The 15,662-nt window shown below is 62.8% G+C and carries 16 protein-coding genes and 1 tRNA gene; 10 read left to right on the top strand and 7 right to left on the bottom strand.

The genetic code is table 11. The features are described 5' to 3' along the window. Nucleotides 1-293 precede the first annotated feature (293 nt). Nucleotides 294-1,883, top strand: coding sequence for an ICP22 family protein (locus AC3WVQ_RS19440; RefSeq protein ID WP_146242986.1), 1,590 nt, complete (start codon nucleotides 294-296; stop codon nucleotides 1,881-1,883). A 137-nt stretch (nucleotides 1,884-2,020) separates the two neighbouring features. Here AC3WVQ_RS19440 and rpsA read toward each other — a convergent pair whose 3' ends face one another. The 4 genes from rpsA to aroA form a co-directional block, all read right to left on the bottom strand. Beyond that, nucleotides 2,021-3,745, bottom strand: a complete 1,725-nt coding sequence (gene rpsA, locus AC3WVQ_RS19435) for a 30S ribosomal protein S1 (protein WP_082005877.1) — start codon at nucleotides 3,743-3,745, stop codon at nucleotides 2,021-2,023. A gap of 149 nt (nucleotides 3,746-3,894) precedes the next feature. Continuing rightward, entirely contained in the window at nucleotides 3,895-4,533 is a 639-nt protein-coding gene (cmk, locus tag AC3WVQ_RS19430; RefSeq protein WP_110818566.1) for a (d)CMP kinase, read from the bottom strand. Then, nucleotides 4,530-5,336, bottom strand: a complete 807-nt coding sequence (locus AC3WVQ_RS19425; protein WP_110818567.1) for a hypothetical protein — start codon at nucleotides 5,334-5,336, stop codon at nucleotides 4,530-4,532. The genes cmk and AC3WVQ_RS19425 overlap by 4 nt, the downstream gene beginning before the upstream one ends. Nucleotides 5,337-5,359: 23 nt before the next feature. Further along, on the bottom strand, nucleotides 5,360-6,706 hold the full coding sequence (gene aroA, locus AC3WVQ_RS19420; protein WP_110818568.1) for a 3-phosphoshikimate 1-carboxyvinyltransferase: 1,347 nt from the start codon (nucleotides 6,704-6,706) through the stop codon (nucleotides 5,360-5,362). Nucleotides 6,707-7,003: 297 nt separating this feature from the next. Here aroA and AC3WVQ_RS19415 point away from each other — a divergent pair, with 297 nt between their 5' ends. Together AC3WVQ_RS19415 and AC3WVQ_RS19410 are read left to right on the top strand one after the other, a co-directional pair. Next, nucleotides 7,004-7,396 (top strand): TIGR02300 family protein, encoded by a 393-nt coding sequence (locus AC3WVQ_RS19415; RefSeq protein WP_029742385.1) that lies wholly within the window; start codon nucleotides 7,004-7,006, stop codon nucleotides 7,394-7,396. 200 nt (nucleotides 7,397-7,596) lie between these two features. Next, a tRNA-Ala gene (locus tag AC3WVQ_RS19410) sits at nucleotides 7,597-7,672 on the top strand. 32 nt (nucleotides 7,673-7,704) lie between these two features. On the opposite strand, the gene AC3WVQ_RS19405 is transcribed toward AC3WVQ_RS19410, so the two are convergent. Beyond that, nucleotides 7,705-8,235 (bottom strand): hypothetical protein, encoded by a 531-nt coding sequence (locus tag AC3WVQ_RS19405; protein ID WP_146242987.1) that lies wholly within the window; start codon nucleotides 8,233-8,235, stop codon nucleotides 7,705-7,707. Here AC3WVQ_RS19405 and AC3WVQ_RS19400 point away from each other — a divergent pair. The 3 genes from AC3WVQ_RS19400 (at nucleotide 8,204) to AC3WVQ_RS19390 (ending at nucleotide 10,262) form a co-directional block, all read left to right on the top strand. Further along, nucleotides 8,204-8,989 (top strand): YdcF family protein, encoded by a 786-nt coding sequence (locus AC3WVQ_RS19400; protein WP_110818569.1) that lies wholly within the window; start codon nucleotides 8,204-8,206, stop codon nucleotides 8,987-8,989. The genes AC3WVQ_RS19405 and AC3WVQ_RS19400 overlap by 32 nt on opposite strands. A gap of 107 nt (nucleotides 8,990-9,096) precedes the next feature. Further along, on the top strand, nucleotides 9,097-9,732 hold the full coding sequence (locus tag AC3WVQ_RS19395) for a trimeric intracellular cation channel family protein (RefSeq protein WP_029742382.1): 636 nt from the start codon (nucleotides 9,097-9,099) through the stop codon (nucleotides 9,730-9,732). A 104-nt stretch (nucleotides 9,733-9,836) separates the two neighbouring features. Continuing rightward, entirely contained in the window at nucleotides 9,837-10,262 is a 426-nt protein-coding gene (locus AC3WVQ_RS19390) for a plastocyanin/azurin family copper-binding protein (protein ID WP_034804743.1), read from the top strand. Between the two features lie 45 nt (nucleotides 10,263-10,307). Here AC3WVQ_RS19390 and irrA read toward each other — a convergent pair whose 3' ends face one another. Beyond that, nucleotides 10,308-10,730, bottom strand: coding sequence for an iron response transcriptional regulator IrrA (gene irrA / locus AC3WVQ_RS19385; protein ID WP_029742380.1), 423 nt, complete (start codon nucleotides 10,728-10,730; stop codon nucleotides 10,308-10,310). A gap of 321 nt (nucleotides 10,731-11,051) precedes the next feature. Between irrA and fabA the strand changes: the two genes are divergently transcribed. From fabA to fabI, 3 genes are read left to right on the top strand one after another with little or no spacing between them, the layout of a single operon-like run. Next, complete coding sequence (gene fabA / locus AC3WVQ_RS19380; RefSeq protein ID WP_029742379.1) at nucleotides 11,052-11,567, top strand: 3-hydroxyacyl-[acyl-carrier-protein] dehydratase FabA; 516 nt, start codon at nucleotides 11,052-11,054, stop codon at nucleotides 11,565-11,567. Nucleotides 11,568-11,614: 47 nt separating this feature from the next. Next, a complete protein-coding gene (gene fabB, locus AC3WVQ_RS19375; RefSeq protein WP_029742378.1) occupies nucleotides 11,615-12,838 on the top strand; it encodes a beta-ketoacyl-ACP synthase I in 1,224 nt (407 codons plus the stop codon). A 4-nt stretch (nucleotides 12,839-12,842) separates the two neighbouring features. Beyond that, on the top strand, nucleotides 12,843-13,649 hold the full coding sequence (gene fabI / locus AC3WVQ_RS19370) for an enoyl-ACP reductase FabI (protein WP_029742377.1): 807 nt from the start codon (nucleotides 12,843-12,845) through the stop codon (nucleotides 13,647-13,649). A 113-nt stretch (nucleotides 13,650-13,762) separates the two neighbouring features. Here the strand turns inward: fabI and AC3WVQ_RS19365 are convergent, their stop codons facing one another. After that, on the bottom strand, nucleotides 13,763-15,268 hold the full coding sequence (locus tag AC3WVQ_RS19365) for a winged helix-turn-helix domain-containing tetratricopeptide repeat protein (protein WP_060519517.1): 1,506 nt from the start codon (nucleotides 15,266-15,268) through the stop codon (nucleotides 13,763-13,765). A gap of 139 nt (nucleotides 15,269-15,407) precedes the next feature. Between AC3WVQ_RS19365 and AC3WVQ_RS19360 the strand changes: the two genes are divergently transcribed. Then, the gene (locus tag AC3WVQ_RS19360; protein WP_060519868.1) at nucleotides 15,408-15,659 is read left to right on the top strand and encodes a DUF1127 domain-containing protein; all 252 of its coding nucleotides are present in this window, start codon (nucleotides 15,408-15,410) and stop codon (nucleotides 15,657-15,659) included. Nucleotides 15,660-15,662: the final 3 nt, after the last annotated feature.

Here is a 15,662-nt window from a genome sequence, read left to right as displayed (position 1 = left end):
TTAAAGATAGGCCTTGCAGACCCGTCCGCAAGCTGGGTCGCGACATGCCGGAAGCCGAAACATGGTTAAGAATTCATAAACCTCTTTGCCCTAACCTCAAACCATCATGCCGATTCTCCTATCCGCGGCCGAGCCGCGGCTGTCTGGCCATTCGCCACGACGCGCATGAGGCGCCAACCCGCAAGTCATGAACAGAAAGTCGCGCGCAAGCCGAAAAATCGGACCGCGCCCGAGCGCGTTTCGTCGTTCCACGACGAATGGTCAAACCGAGGTCAAGCGAGATGGAGACCAGAATGCTGATACCCATCCAGGCTCGAACCGCGGCCCCCACGGAAGAGACGAGCGCAAGGACGCTGCAGCCTGCAGCACCATTGACCGCCAGCCAGCGTGGCGAAGCCATACAGAAGATCCTCGATGCGCTGACGCGGCATCTTTCCGGTCGTGAGATCCTTTCGAAGGACGCGCTGGTGCGGCTGATGGAGGATCTCGCGCGCATCCTGAAGTTCCCGCCACTCCCGCAGGAGGGGGGGCGCGATTTCGTCCGGCGGTTGGTGGCCTTCCTCGAATCGATGCCGACGTCCGACCGGCTGCTTCTGGAGCGTCAGCTTGGCGGGCGCAATCTTTCAATCCGCGTCGGCCTGCTAGCGGACCTGCCGGCGATCCGCAACGGCACGAGCGCGCCGGGCGGCACCGCGACACCCATGCCGGCGCAGGCGCGCGACCTCATCCTGCGCAACCCCTCGCTCCAGCCTGCGCTGCCGTTCAGCCAGACCGCGGCACGCACGCCGCTCGGTGGTGAAGTCGCACTTCTACAGGCTGTGCTGCGCAAGACCTTTGGCGTCGGCAACGATGTGACCGAGCCGCAGGGCGAGGATCTGGACGCGGCCGGAACCGAAGCGCCATCAAAGAGCGGAAGCGAAAAGCCCACAGAGCGGGGTGAGGCGCGCGCGAACGCCGCGAAGAGCGCTTCATCGGGCGACACGCCGATCGGGAGCGCTGCCTCGCTGCTTGCGGGCGAAGGCGAGATCGCGGAACCGGCATCGCTGTCTGGCCCCATCGCCGAGGCCGAGCAGGACCTGCAATCCGGCGAAGTCGGACACGGCGAGACGGAAGCGCCCGCCAGAGAAAGTGCCGCAACACCGCTTGAAGCGCATGGCGCCGATGAAATGGAGGCTGCCGACACGATCGAAGGCGAGGATCCCGACGGCACCTACGGCCCGCTGCCCGATGCCGACGAAGAAGACGGCCACAGGACCACCGCTGCCGGTCGCAACGATCCGGAGGTGCGCTCGGCACGCGTGCTCTCCGAGCCCATCAAGACGCTCATCCGCGACAGCGTGGCCTTGCCTGCGGGCGCGGCCGATGGCGATCCGGGATCGGCGGCGCAGCAGACGGACGAGCCGGCTACGCAGCCCCAGCCCGCCGCCAAGGAAGCTGGCATGCGCGTCGCTGATGCCGCCGCCCGCCAGCGCGCCGTAACGGACGCCGGCACGACCTTGCCGTCGCTGCTCGACGATCGCTCCGAGGAGACCGCTGCACCACCGCGCGGACCCGCGGACATTCGCCCGCAACGCGCCACGGACGAGCAGACGGTGCAGCAGATGATCGCCAGACTGGTGGAAAACGGCCTGCCGCGCGAGGCCATCCCCTTCGCGATGATCCCCTATCCAGTGGCCGCCGGCGAGGTGGAAGGCGAAGACCATTCGCGCGGCATGCCCGGAGGCTCGGGCGAAGATGCAGCGGGTGAGGACGAAACGACACAAGAGGGAAGCGACGGAAATCCGGAAGACGGAGAGCCGACCGGCGAAGCCATGCCGGAGGGCGAGGCACCGGAACCGCCCGACGCCTACGATCTTTACCGCAGGCTCGGCGGTCTCGGCTAAGACGCCGGTTCAGCCTTAAGCTCGGGCCTAGCCCCATCCAGGGCTGGGGGCCGATTTCACAATTCGGACTTGGTTGGAAAGAAAAACCCGCGGAGATCGCTCTCCGCGGGTTTTCCAATTCAAACGCCAGGCAACGATTACTCGTTGTTCTGGCGGTTCTTCAGAGCGGCGCCGAGGATGTCGCCGAGCGAAGCGCCCGAGTCGGACGAACCGAACTGAGCAACGGCTTCCTTCTCTTCAGCGATTTCCAGAGCCTTGATCGACAGCTGGATCTTTCGGTCCTTCTTGGAGAAGTTGGTGACGCGAGCGTCGACAACCTGACCAACCGAGAAACGCTCCGGACGCTGTTCGTCACGATCACGCGACAGGTCAGCGCGGCGGATGAACGAGGTGATGTCTTCGTGGTTGACGAGCTTCACTTCGATGCCGCCATCGTTGATCGCGATGATCTCGGCCGAAACAACGGCGTTCTTGCGCAGTTCGCCCGAAGCAGCGGCGTCGCCGACTGCATCCTTGCCGAGCTGCTTGATGCCGAGCGAGATGCGCTCCTTCTCGACGTCGACGTCAAGAACAACAGCGCGAACGACGTCGCCCTTGTTGAACTCTTCGATGACCTGCTCGCCCGGACGGTTCCAGTCGAGGTCGGAAAGGTGAACCATGCCGTCAACGTCGCCGTCGAGGCCGATGAACAGGCCGAATTCGGTCTTGTTCTTGACTTCGCCTTCGACTTCGGTGCCAGCCGGATGGCTATGCGCGAATGCCTGCCACGGGTTCTCGAGCGTCTGCTTGAGGCCGAGCGAGATACGACGCTTGGTCGGATCGACTTCGAGAACGACAACGTCGACTTCCTGGCTCGTGGACAGGATCTTGCCGGGGTGTACGTTCTTCTTGGTCCAGGACATTTCGGAGATGTGGATCAGGCCTTCGATGCCCGGCTCCAGCTCGACGAACGCACCGTAGTCGGTGATGTTCGTGACGGTACCGGAGATCTTCTTGCCGACCGGGTACTTCGCACCGATGCCATCCCACGGATCCGACTCGAGCTGCTTCATGCCGAGCGAGATGCGGTGGGTTTCCTGGTTGATGCGGATGATCTGAACCTTGACCTGCTGGCCGATGTTCAGGATCTCCGACGGATGGTTCACACGGCGCCATGCCATGTCGGTGACATGGAGCAGACCGTCGATGCCGCCGAGGTCGACGAACGCACCGTAGTCGGTGATGTTCTTGACGACACCTTCGACAACCTGGCCTTCTTCAAGGTTCTGAACGATTTCAGAACGCTGCTCGGCACGGGACTCTTCGAGAACCGTACGACGCGATACGACGATGTTGCCGCGGCGCTTGTCCATCTTGAGGATTTCGAAGGGCTGCGGGTTGTGCATCAGCGGGGTGACGTCGCGGATCGGACGGATGTCGACCTGCGAGCGCGGAAGGAAGGCAACGGCGCCGTCGAGATCGACGGTGAAGCCACCCTTGACCTGGTTGAAGATGATGCCTTCGACGCGTTCGCCGGCTTCGAACTTCACTTCCAGGCGCATCCAGCTTTCTTCGCGGCGAGCCTTTTCGCGCGACAGAACAGCTTCGCCGAGCGCGTTTTCGATGCGCTCAACGTAGACTTCGACTTCGTCGCCGACCTTGAGCGAGCCGTCCTTCGCCTTCGCGCCGAATTCCTTCAGAGCGATGCGGCCTTCGACCTTCAGACCGACGTCGACAACGGCGACGTCCTTTTCGATGGCCGTGACAATGCCCTTGGCAACATAGCCTTCGGCGAGATCGGTCTTCGCGAAGGATTCTTCGAGAAGCGCTGCGAAATCGTCACGGGTTGGGTTGGTAGCAGACATGGAATCTCCTGCATGCATCTCACGGGGGAGACGCATATGCGCCGGGGGCTGGTGTTGAACAGGCCTGAACCCAGTCCGCCCCATCGAAGGGACAATCCGGCGCGTGGACGGAATTTCAGGCTTATGCAAGAAGAGCGATCCTGACAGTGTCCGGGATGGGCCCTTCTTCAGATCTTCTTGATCAGGGCCGCATCGATCAAAGACTTCGCGGCCTGAAACGCCGCCTCTATACTCATTTCAGACGTATCAAGCAAGTGCGCGTCGTCGGCCGGGCGCAAAGGACTGTCGGCGCGGCCCATATCACGCTCGTCGCGCTTCTTCACATCCTCGAAAATCGTCTGGTAGTCGGCCGGCTGACCATTGCCGATGATCTCGTCATAGCGGCGCTGCGCCCGCACTTCCGGCGATGCTGTGACATAGAGCTTCACCGGAGCATCCGGGCATACGACCGTGCCGATGTCGCGGCCGTCGAGCACCGTGCCGGGCTCGCGCAGCGAAAAAACCTGCTGCGCCTCGACCAGCGCCCGGCGCACGGCCGGCATGACCGCGATCTTCGAGGCGGCCTCGCCGATCGCGTGGGCGGAAAGCACCGAGCGATCGAGCCCGGCCAGTTCAACCTCGCGCGCCACCTTCTCGGCGACCGCCTCGTCGTCGAGCGGCAAGCCGCCATCGAGCAGCGCCTTGGCGGTGGCGCGGTAGGTGAGGCCGGTATCGAGATGATGGAAGCCGTATTCCTCGGCGATGCGGCGCGAGAGCGTGCCCTTGCCGGCTGCGGCCGGTCCGTCGATAGCGATGGTGAACGTCATTTTCCAACCTGCATATGTATGTGGTCGTCGTGCCTGGCGGCCCGGCAACCCTGAAACCGAATGGACCCCGCTTCGACGCCAAGTCTCTGCGCCAGATGCGGCTCCACGAAAATCTTCTCGATGCCGAAACCGCCCCCCTCGGCCGAGAGCCAGCGGAGCGCCTCTGCGGTCCGGCCTTCTTCCAGCGGCAAGGGCCGCCACAGCGATTGCAAGAAGTCCAAGTCCCAGCGCAAGGTCAAGAGGTCTTCGCGATCCCGGCATGGGAGAATGCTGTCCGGTCCCGGCTGCTCGAAGGCAAAATAGCCGATCGGCGAGCGGGTCGCCTGATCCTCATAATCGCCCTCGGCATCCTGATAGAAGAACGCGACATCGAGCTTCCGACCGTCCGAATGGGACAAATGCGGGAAGAGCGGAAAACCGTCGAAGAACGGAAAGTTGGCGTCGAGCGCCAAGGTGGTCGTTCCGGGGAATACCTGATCCACATGGCGTGACAGGGCAGCGGCCGCTTCCTTCAGTTCCGGAACGACATATTGGCGGTTCAGGACACAGAAGAGCGGCGACTGCATTTTCAGCCGCGACGTGCCGTCGTCGAAACAGGGCAGAGGAACGCGGCCGAAGATCGGCGCAATGGCATAGCTGAGCGCGGTCCCTGCCGCATAGAGGCCGAGAAAGAGCGCCAGAAATACGGCAACGCCGGCTCTCCTTCGACGCAGGAGCCCAAGAGTGACGATCCAGACGGCGCCACCGATCTGCGTCAGCAACGTCAGAAGAACCACGACCGCGAGTGTCAGCAGCCATCTCATTGTTACCGCCGGAATCGTGGGTCTCACGCGATCCTCGCGCCGAGGCTGGTCATGAGGTCCATGAATTCAGGAAAGCTTGTCGCGACCATCGACACGTCGTCGACGGTGACCGGGTGTTCGGATGCAAGCCCGAAAATAAGGAAGCTCATGGCGATGCGGTGATCGAGATGGGTGTTTACGGTCGCGCCGGCAGCGCTTCCGAGCCCCTTACCGTCGCGACGGCCGCGCACGACCAGCGACGAGGCGCCCTCCTCGCAATCGACGCCATTGCGCTTCAGGCCCCCGGCGATGGCGGCGAAGCGATCGGACTCCTTCACACGCAGTTCGTCGAGCCCGGCCATGACGGTATTCCCCTCGGCGAAGGCGGCGGCGATGGCGAGAGCCGGGTACTCGTCGATCATCGAGGCGGCGCGCTCTTCGGGAACGGTGACACCGCTGAGTTCCGAGTGCCGTACGCGCAGATCCCCCACGTCCTCCCCGCCAACCTGTCTGCTGCCGATCACCTCGATATCCCCTCCCATCTCCTTAAGCGTCAGGATCAGGCCCGTGCGCGTCGGGTTCATCAGCACGTTGGTGATCGTGATGTCGGAGCCTGGGACGATCAGGGCTGCGACCAGCGGGAAAGCCGCGGACGAGGGATCGCCGGGCACGTCGATCTCCTGGCCGGTAAGCTTGCCGCGACCATCAAGGCGGATCGTACGGACGCCGCTGACGTCGGTCTCGACAGTGAGCGCGGCGCCAAATGCCTCCAGCATCCGTTCCGTATGATCGCGCGTCATGACCGGTTCGATGACAGTGGTGATCCCGGGCGCGTTGAGACCGGCAAGCAGCACCGCCGACTTCACCTGTGCGGAGGCGACGGGCACGCGATAGGTGATCGGGGCAGGCGTCTTCGGTCCGCGTAGGGTCACAGGCAGGCGATCGCCTGCGGCGGCCCTCACCTGCGCGCCCATTTCGCGCAAGGGCTCGAGAACCCGCGCCATCGGCCGGCGGCTGAGCGAAGCATCGCCAAGGAATGTCGTTTCGAAGTCGTAGACGCCCGCCAACCCCATCGCCAGACGGCAGCCTGTGCCAGCATTGCCGAAATCGAGCGGCGCTTCCGGCGCAAGCAGTGCACCGTTGCCGACACCATCGACGATAAAGGTATCGGCCTCCTTACGAATGCGGGCCCCCATCGCCTGCATCGCGCGGCCGGTGGCCAGCACGTCCGCGCCTTGTAGCAGGCCGGTAATGCGCGTCTCGCCGCTAGCAAGCCCGCCCAGCATCAGCGCCCGGTGCGAGATCGACTTGTCGCCGGGGATGCGGATCGAGCCGCGCAGATCGGCGGACTTTCGGGCAGTGGCGGGTCTCGGGCCCGATCCATGAGACATGCGGCATCCTCTGGCCCGAAAGGGCGTTCTTACCGAAGGGCACAACCGCGCCCGCACCGCGGCACTCCTATCACACCCTCGCTGCGTGTTTCCATAAATTGCGGCCGCTCGCGGAGCGCCACAAGGGGCGGGCAAGAGCCGGAAAGCCAGCAACGCCGGGGCTTTGGCGATTTGTCTTTGACAGATGCGGCCAAGACGATTATGGGGACCGGCTAATCATCATAAGCTTGATACCCTTTCCACCCGCCGGCTTTCCGGCAAGCGCCGGCTCGACCGGCCATTCAAGAGGCTTTGACTGTGGCAAAACCGGAACTTGGAACAAAGCGCATCGACCCGGAAACGGGGCGCAAATTCTACGATCTGAACAGTGATCCGATCGTTTCGCCTTACACCGGCAAGTCCTATCCGCTGTCCTTCTTCGAAGAAACCTCGGTCGCCAAGGTGCTCGAGAAGGAAGAAGAAGAAGAGGTAACGGAAGTCGACGCAGAGAACACCGAAGTCGAACTCGTTTCGCTCGAGGATGCCGATGATGAGGCAGCGGGCGGCGACGACCTGCCGGATCTCGGCGACGACGACGTCGAAATCGACGGCGACGACGATGACGACACCTTCCTGCAGACCGACGACGAAGACGATGACGACGACATGAGCGACCTCATCGGCGTGTCGGACGACGAAGAAGACGTCTAAGCGCTTCAAATGACAAAGAAATGCTCCCGTCCTCGGCCAAAGTGGCCCGGACGGGAGAAAAACGGCCCGGACAAAAAATAAATCCACAGGCCACGCATTTTTCGGCTTGCCATCCTCAAAAAGGGGAAGTAATAAGCCGCCACTCGCCGAGCACAACAGCTCGACGAACTTCCCGGACCGGCCTAGCCGGAACCCGATATGGGGCTATAGCTCAGCTGGGAGAGCGCTTGCATGGCATGCAAGAGGTCAGCGGTTCGATCCCGCTTAGCTCCACCAAAACTTTCCTTCGATTGATCAGTACCCAGTCCTCAGGGACCTTCGTTCGCGGCCATTTCGTCCAGCGAATCCAGGATCATCGTCAGCAACCGGATGATGTCGGCGGATTCGAGCAGAGCATTGCGGATTTCGCGCTCGGACCGTTTGGGTATGGACCCGGCAATGTCCAGCAGGATGTTGGTCACGTCCGGCGCTTCGGTGTTCGGTTCCATGCCCGTCTGCTCGCGCATGCAGCGGATCAGCGCCACTGCGCCTTCAAGCAAACGCTGTGCCTGCACCGGGGTGAGGTCATGGACCTCGTTGGCGGCACGAAACAGCTGCGATCGGAAGCCGGCTATCGTGGTCATCTCGCGGATGATACTCCTTTCGGCTTCAAATGAAAGTGGTGGCCGGGGCCGCCCACGCAACGTTCGGATGAACATGATGCATGCGTTACCTTGCGCGAACGCGAACAGCCGTTTCGCGCGCAACATCCGGCCGCGCGCCATGCATTCATGATTTGTTAAGCAGCGGAACGCAGAAGCTGATGCCATGTTTCTGATCTCGAAAATCTTCTGGCTCATTGTGCAGCCGCTGTCGTTCTCGCTGCTCGCCGTCATCGCCGGGCTGCTTGCGACGGCCATCGGCTGGCGACGCATCGGCGCCGTTCTCGGCAGCCTGGGCGCGCTGGTTCTTTTCATCAGCCTGTTCACCACCGCTGGCCCCTATGCCCTGCAAGCGCTTGAGGATCGATTTGTGCGCCCGACGCCGCCGACAGCGCTTTCCTGCATCATTGTGCTCGGCGGGGCCTTCGAAAACGAAGTCATGGCAAGCCGCGGCGGCACGGAGCTCAACCAGGCAGCAGACCGCTTCATCGAGACAGCGAGCCTCGCCAAGCGCTATCCCGAAGCACGAATCCTCGTCTCCGGCGGCGATGGCTCGATCAGCGGCGCCTACGAGGGCGATGCGCTGGCCTCGAAGGCGTTCTTCGACATCTTCGGCATTGCGGCCGATCGGGTGATCCGCGAGGAAGATTCGCGCACCACCCTCGAGAACGCGCGCTACACCAAGGATCTTCTGGCTGCAAACGGGCTGACGCAATGTGCGCTCGTCACCTCGGCGTATCACATGCCGCGCTCCGTCGGGCTGTTCCGCGCCAACGACATCGACGTCCTGCCCTGGCCGACCGACTACCGCACCAGCGGCAAGGTGTGGCTTGGCTTCGATTTCACCCAGCCCTCACTGAACGCGCAGCTGACGACGACGGCCGCCAAGGAATGGACCGGGCTCGTCGCCTATTACCTGCTCGGCCGCACTCAGACGGTGCTGCCGCGCTAGACGACCATGACACGCCCCAGTGCAGCAAACGGCAGCGCGCCTCCTGACTTCATCCCGACGGTGCGCTAATGATCTGCGGGAGCCAATCGGGCTGAAACGGAGCGCCCATGCCGATCCTCGAAATCCTCGACTATGCCGGTGTGGCCGTGTTTGCCGCAACCGGGGCGCTGTCGGCCTCGCGCAAGCAACTCGACATCATCGGCTATCTGTTCCTGGCCTCGGTCACCGGCATCGGCGGCGGCACGATGCGTGACGTCGTGCTCGGCGCAACGCCCGTCTTCTGGGTCACCAATCCGACCTATCTTCTGGTCTGCGCGACGGTCGCCGTTCTCCTGTTCTTCACCGCCCATCTCTTCGATTCCCGCTACCGGGTCCTCGTCTGGCTCGATGCGATCGGGCTGTCGGCCTATTGCGTGATGGGTGCGGCGAAAGGCTATGCAGCGACGGGGTCGCCGAGCGTCGCGCTCGTTACCGGCATGCTGACGGCGACGTTCGGCGGCGTGCTTCGCGATCTGCTGGCCGGAGAACCCTCGGTGCTGCTGCGGCCGGAAGTCTATGTGACGGCAGCGCTGATCGGTGCCAGTGCCTACGTGCTGGCGACGATGGTAGGACTACCACTTGTGGCCGCCTCAACGCTCGGCGTGGCCTCGGCCTTTGCCGTGCGTGCCGGTGCGCTCAAGTTCGGATGGACGCTGCCGACCGGCAAGGCGCTGCCGGGCCGCGATCCGGACGACGTGATGTGAGCCTTTCGCACGTGCGTGCCTATGACAGGCGGCGGACAGCGCCGGTATCGTAGTTGATGCGGTGTCGGCCGCCACCCGGGCGGCTTCAGCGAAAGGGATACAGCATGCGTTTCTTCAGCAACAAGCTTGCCGCACTCGCCCTTCTTTGCATGGCCTCGCCGGCATTTGCCGCCACGACCGTCAAGGTCGTCGAAGGTGGTGAAGCGGGCGGCCCGATGACACTGACACTCGACCAGTCGACGATAAAGGCCGGAGAGACTGTCTTCCTGGTGCACAACGACGCCATGACGGAAGAGCACGAGATGGTGCTGGTGAAGCTGAAATCAGCCGACCAGAAGATCAATCTCATCGCGGCCAAGCATCGGGTCGACGAAAAGCAGCTCAAGAGCCTCGGCGAGGTTTCCGAGCTGAAGCCCGGAGCCGACGGCCAGCTGAAAGCCAAGCTCGCGCCGGGCAGCTACGTGCTCCTTTGCAACATCAAAGGACACTACGAGGCCGGCATGCGCGCCAATCTGACGGTGACGGAATAGCGGCGATCGATCGCCATCGCGGCCACCATGACGGTGGCCGCCGGATCAGCGGTCGTTTTTACGGCGCAGACGAATGACCACGTCGACATGGGCGATCTCCATGCCCTCGGGCGGTTCCGGCAGGTTGTCGATGTGGATGTTGCTGACCGGAATATCGAGAACCTCGTTCTGGCCCTCGACGAAGAAGTGATGATGGTCCGACACGTTGGTGTCGAAATAGGTCTTGGCGCTTTCCACCGCCAGCACGCGGATCATGCCGGCTTCGGTAAACTGGTGCAGCGTGTTGTAGACGGTCGCCAGCGACACCGGCACGCCGGCCATGACGGCCTCTTCGTGCAGTTCTTCGACGGTCAGGTGGCGATCACCCTTGGCAAAGATCAGATCGGCGAGGGCAACGCGTTGACGGGTCGGACGCAGGCCTGAGTGGCGTAGCCTTTCTTCCGAACTCACTTCTGTTGCTTTCGTCATCAAGGGTCGTTCCATGTATCCCGGCGAAATTCACAATACTTCCTCCGCGATATAACTTTTACGTCCTCGCCTTTCAATAGATTCCAGCCCTGACAGGCGTTGCAAAGCCCGAAAAACCGGTCAAACTCGGGGAATGCTGGCAATTAACTCTGGTCGCGCCCACATTGATCCTGTAAGCGACGGCGGAGTGAAATCGCCATCAGAAGCGATGGAGACCGGACGGAAAACCGCAAGATCCGGGTCGCCACGCTTCATTTCAAGCCGAACTTGCTCTAAAGCAGGTCGGACAACACAATTTGTTACGCGGGGAAACATCTATTCATGACGACCAGACAATCCAGCTTCAGCTATGAGGAAATCCTGGCCTGCGGCCGTGGTGAGTTGTTTGGCCCCGGCAATGCCCAGCTGCCGCTGCCGCCGATGCTGATGGTCCACCGCATCACCGAAATCTCCGAGACCGGCGGCGCCTTCGACAAGGGTTACCTGCGCGCCGAATACGACGTGCGGCCGGACGACTGGTATTTTCCCTGCCACTTCCAGGGCAACCCGATCATGCCCGGCTGCCTCGGCCTCGACGGTATGTGGCAGCTGACCGGCTTTTACCTCGGCTGGCTTGGCGAGCCCGGCCGCGGCATGGCGCTTTCCACCGGCGAAGTGAAGTTCAAGGGCATGGTGCGTCCCCATACCAAGCTTCTCGAGTACGGCATCGACTTCAAGCGCGTCATGCGCGGCCGGCTCGTGCTCGGCACGGCCGACGGCTGGTTGAAAGCCGATGGCGAGACTATCTATCAGGCAACCGACCTCCGCGTCGGCCTGTCGAAGGATAAGGCCGAGTAAAATCCAGGCCTTTCCGCAGCCAACGAAATAAAGAAAAGGTCAGTACCATGAGACGGGTTGTTGTCACGGGCCTCGGCATCGTTTCCTCGATCGGGAACAATGCAGACGAAGTTACGGCGTCGTTGCGCGATGCCAAGTCGGGCATCACGTTTTCTCCCGATTTCGCCGAGAATGGCTTCAAGTGCCAGGTCTGGGGCGCGCCGTCGCTCGATCCGACCGAACTCGTCGATCGCCGTGCCATGCGCTTCCTGTCTCAGGGCGGCGCCTGGAACCACGTGGCGATGAAGCAGGCGATCGCCGACTCCGGTCTGGAAGAAGCCGTCATCGCCCGCAACGAGCGTACCGGCATCATCATGGGCTCGGGCGGACCGTCCACCCGCACCATCGTTGAAGCGGCCGACATCACCCGCAAGAACGTCAGCCCGAAGCGCATCGGCCCGTTCGCCGTTCCGAAGGCGATGTCTTCGACGGCGTCGGCGACGCTTGCCACCTGGTTCCAGATCCACGGCGTCAACTATTCGATCTCGTCGGCCTGCTCGACCTCGGCCCATTGCATCGGCAACGCCGCCGAGATGATCCAGTGGGGCAAACAGGACGTGATGTTTGCCGGGGGTCACGAAGACCTCGACTGGACAATGTCCAACCTGTTCGACGCCATGGGCGCCATGTCGTCGAAGTACAACGAAACGCCGGCGACGGCTTCGCGCGCCTATGACGCCAACCGCGACGGCTTCGTCATTGCCGGTGGCGCAGGCGTTCTCGTTCTCGAAGAGCTGGAGCACGCCAAGGCCCGCGGCGCGAAGATCTACGCCGAAATCGTCGGCTACGGCGCCACCTCCGACGGCTACGACATGGTGGCTCCGTCGGGCGAAGGCGCGATCCGCTGCATGCGTCAGGCGCTCTCGACCGTGAAGGGCGAGGTCGACTACATCAACACCCACGGCACCTCCACCCCGGTTGGCGACAGCAAGGAAATCGGCGCGATCCGCGAAGTGTTCGGCAGCAAGATGCCGCACATCCAGTCGACCAAGTCGCTCACGGGTCACTCGCTCGGTGCGGCCGGCGTGCAGGAATCGATCTACGGCCTGTTGATGATGCAGGCGGGCTTCATCGGCGAAAGCGCGCATATCAGCGAACTCGACCCGGAATTCGATGGCGTTCCGATCGTTCGTAAGCGCATCGACAATGCCAAGATCGATACGGTTCTTTCGAACTCCTTCGGCTTCGGCGGCACCAACGCAACGCTCGTCTTCCAGCGCTACAACGGATAACACCATGACGGGACTGATGACTGGAAAGCGTGGCCTCATCATGGGTGTGGCCAACAACCATTCTATTGCCTGGGGCATCTCCAAGGCGCTTGCAGCGCAAGGCGCGGAACTGGCCTTCACCTTTCAGGGCGAGGCGCTGGGTAAGCGCGTCAAGCCGCTGGCGGCCGAGCTCGGTTCCGACTTCCTGCTTCCTTGCGATGTCGAAGACATTGCGTCTGTCGATGCGGTCATCGATGCGATCAAGGAACGCTGGGGCAAGCTCGACTTCATCGTTCATGCCATCGGCTTTTCGGACAAGAACGAGCTGAAGGGCCTCTACGCCGACACCTCGCGCGACAACTTCAGCCGCACGATGGTGATCTCCTGCTTCTCCTTCACCGAGATCGCCAAGCGGGCTGCCGAACTGATGGATGAGGGCGGCTCGATGCTGACGCTCACCTATGGCGGCTCGATGCGCGTCATGCCGAACTACAACGTCATGGGTGTCGCCAAGGCAGCGCTCGAGGCGTCGGTGCGCTATCTCGCCGCCGACTATGGCGTTCGCGGCATTCGCGTCAACGCGATCTCGGCGGGCCCGATCCGCACGCTTGCCGGCGCCGGCATTTCCGACGCCCGGGCGATGCTTTCCTGGCAGCAGAAGAACTCGCCGCTGCGCCGCACTGTCACGATCGACGATGTCGGCAGCTCGGCCCTCTACCTTCTTTCGGACCTTTCGCGCGGCGTGACCGGCGAAATCCACTACGTCGATTCCGGCTACAACATTACGTCGATGCCGGCACTCGATGCGCTCAGGACCGCCGACGCAGAGTGACGGCAGCGGCAAAGCCGCTGACTGACGACCCAGCTTCTCTAGAAAACCCCGGCGAGACACCTCGCCGGGGTTTCTTTTTTGAGGTCGGCAAGGCCCGACGGCCTGAGACAACATCAGTCCGGAAGGCCGGCCTTGTGGAATCCGTCCACGAAGTGCGCGAGCGTCGCTGCGTCACGAAACGGCTCGGTCGTCGCCCAGAAACCGGTCGTGAAATGCGGGTTGGCGACGAGGAACAGGTCGACCTCGGCGCGTGCCTCGTCGAACCGCCCCAATTGCGCGAGGCTCGCCGCCAGGAAGCGACGCGAGCTGGTGCGGTAGGTCTCGTCCTTGCGCAGCGTCTCGACCGCGGCTTCGTAGTCTCCGGCCGCATACTGCGCCTGGCCGAGTGTCAGATAGTACCAGCTTGCCGGATAGGGGTTCAGCCGGAACGCCTTGCGAATGTGCTCCAGCCCTTCCTCGACCCGGCCTGCCAGGATCGTGATGTCGGACAATGTCGCCCAGGTGTCGGCTTCGTTCGGGTCAAGCTCGATGGCCCTGGCAAATTCCGCGTCGGCCTCGGCGAAGTTGCGCTCATAGGCAAGCAGATTGGCCAGCACCCAGCGGCAACCTGCGTCGTTGGGATCGATCGCGACGGCTTTGCGCGCCAATTCCAGGGCGATGCCGCGGGTCGGTACGATTGGCTCGCCCCAGTGCACCCACCCCATCCAGTGGTTCATGGCGAGCCAGCGATAGGCCTCGGCATAATCAGGGTCGAGCGAAACGGCGCGAGTGAGCATCAGATGCGCTTCCCGGGCGGTCTGCGGCGAATCGTCGATCAGCTTGCGCGCCCGCACGCAGAGATCATAGGCCTCGAGGCTCCTGGGGCGATTGCGTGACGGCGGGGTACGCAGCCGACCGAGCAACGCCTCGACGATCTTGGCCGTCACCTCGTCCTGAACGGCAAAGATGTCTTCCAGGTTGCGGTCGAAGCGTTCGGCCCAGAGGTGCTCTCCGCTCAGCGCATCGACCAGCTGGGCGTTGATGCGCACGCGTCCGGAGGCGCGCCTTGCGCTTCCTTCCAGAAGGTAGCGCACGCCGAGGTCTTCGGCGATCGCGCGTACATCCATCGCCCTGCCCTTGTAGGCAAAGGTGGAATTGCGGGCGATGACGAACAGACCACCGCTCCGGGAGAGATCGGTGATCAGATCCTCCGTCAGCCCGTCCGCGAAGGAATCCTGATCGGGATCGTTGCTGAGATTGACGAAGGGCAGCACCGCGATCGAAGGCCGGCCCGGCAACGGCAGCGGCTTTCGCCCGCCTGCCAGCCGCTCGATACTGCCCATGAAACGGTAGCCGATGCGCGGAACCGTTGAAATCCACTCGCCGCCGTCGGCAGCCCGGCCGAGCAGCTTCCTGAGCTGTGCGATCTGTACGGTGAGATTGCCTTCCTCGACGGCCGTACCCGGCCAGGCCGCGTCCATCAGCTCGGTCTTGGCGAGGATTTCGCCCGGCCTTTCCACGAGCGCCGCAAGCAGCTTCACGCCGCGATGCCCGACCGCAACCGGATCATCGTTCCGCAGGAGCGTTCCCGCACCCGGATCAAGCACGAACGGACCAAAGGCAAACCGTGTATCCTGCATGCGGCGATCTATAGCCCGTTTGGAAGTTTTTGAGAACTTTTTGGAAGGGCTTAAGTACGGCGCCGATCCTATTCCGCAGAATCCAACCTCCTTCAGATCGAGGGTCCCCCCGACCCTCAAAGCCGATAGCGAGGTTGTCATGAACAACGCCCCCTTTTCTCCCATTGCATCGCCTCAGGCCGCGGCGCCTGAGACGCCGAGGAGCCCGACGCGTTCGCATTCCCCTGTCGAGACGCTGAAACGGATGGTCGCCGCCTGGCGTGAACGGAACCAATTTCACCTAGAGCTCGATCGAAAGCTCAAGGGCGATCCGCATCTGATCGACGATATCGGCCTGACGCGACGTCAAGTCGAGGAGGAGCTCGCCAGGCCCTTCTGGCAAGTGCTTTGAGAT

It is taken from the genome of Ensifer sp. EB106-05-01-XG146 (assembly GCF_058791875.1).
Note: the sequence above shows the minus strand (reverse complement) of the source record. Positions and strands in the feature narration are given on the sequence as shown.

Excerpts from the sequence above, each read along its gene's own strand:
- fabA (WP_029742379.1), top strand. The coding sequence starts at position 11,052 with ATGACGACCAGACAATCCAGCTTCAGCTATGAGGAAATCCTGGCCTGC.
- fabB (WP_029742378.1), top strand. The coding sequence starts at position 11,615 with ATGAGACGGGTTGTTGTCACGGGCCTCGGCATCGTTTCCTCGATCGGG.
- AC3WVQ_RS19360 (WP_060519868.1), top strand. The coding sequence starts at position 15,408 with ATGAACAACGCCCCCTTTTCTCCCATTGCATCGCCTCAGGCCGCGGCG.
- irrA (WP_029742380.1), bottom strand. The coding sequence starts at position 10,730 with ATGACGAAAGCAACAGAAGTGAGTTCGGAAGAAAGGCTACGCCACTCA.
- AC3WVQ_RS19390 (WP_034804743.1), top strand. The coding sequence starts at position 9,837 with ATGCGTTTCTTCAGCAACAAGCTTGCCGCACTCGCCCTTCTTTGCATG.
- AC3WVQ_RS19395 (WP_029742382.1), top strand. The coding sequence starts at position 9,097 with ATGCCGATCCTCGAAATCCTCGACTATGCCGGTGTGGCCGTGTTTGCC.
- AC3WVQ_RS19425 (WP_110818567.1), bottom strand. The coding sequence starts at position 5,336 with ATGAGATGGCTGCTGACACTCGCGGTCGTGGTTCTTCTGACGTTGCTG.
- cmk (WP_110818566.1), bottom strand. The coding sequence starts at position 4,533 with ATGACGTTCACCATCGCTATCGACGGACCGGCCGCAGCCGGCAAGGGC.
- rpsA (WP_082005877.1), bottom strand. The coding sequence starts at position 3,745 with ATGCATGCAGGAGATTCCATGTCTGCTACCAACCCAACCCGTGACGAT.
- AC3WVQ_RS19440 (WP_146242986.1), top strand. The coding sequence starts at position 294 with ATGCTGATACCCATCCAGGCTCGAACCGCGGCCCCCACGGAAGAGACG.
- AC3WVQ_RS19400 (WP_110818569.1), top strand. The coding sequence starts at position 8,204 with ATGTTTCTGATCTCGAAAATCTTCTGGCTCATTGTGCAGCCGCTGTCG.
- AC3WVQ_RS19405 (WP_146242987.1), bottom strand. The coding sequence starts at position 8,235 with ATGAGCCAGAAGATTTTCGAGATCAGAAACATGGCATCAGCTTCTGCG.
- aroA (WP_110818568.1), bottom strand. The coding sequence starts at position 6,706 with ATGTCTCATGGATCGGGCCCGAGACCCGCCACTGCCCGAAAGTCCGCC.
- fabI (WP_029742377.1), top strand. The coding sequence starts at position 12,843 with ATGACGGGACTGATGACTGGAAAGCGTGGCCTCATCATGGGTGTGGCC.
- AC3WVQ_RS19365 (WP_060519517.1), bottom strand. The coding sequence starts at position 15,268 with ATGCAGGATACACGGTTTGCCTTTGGTCCGTTCGTGCTTGATCCGGGT.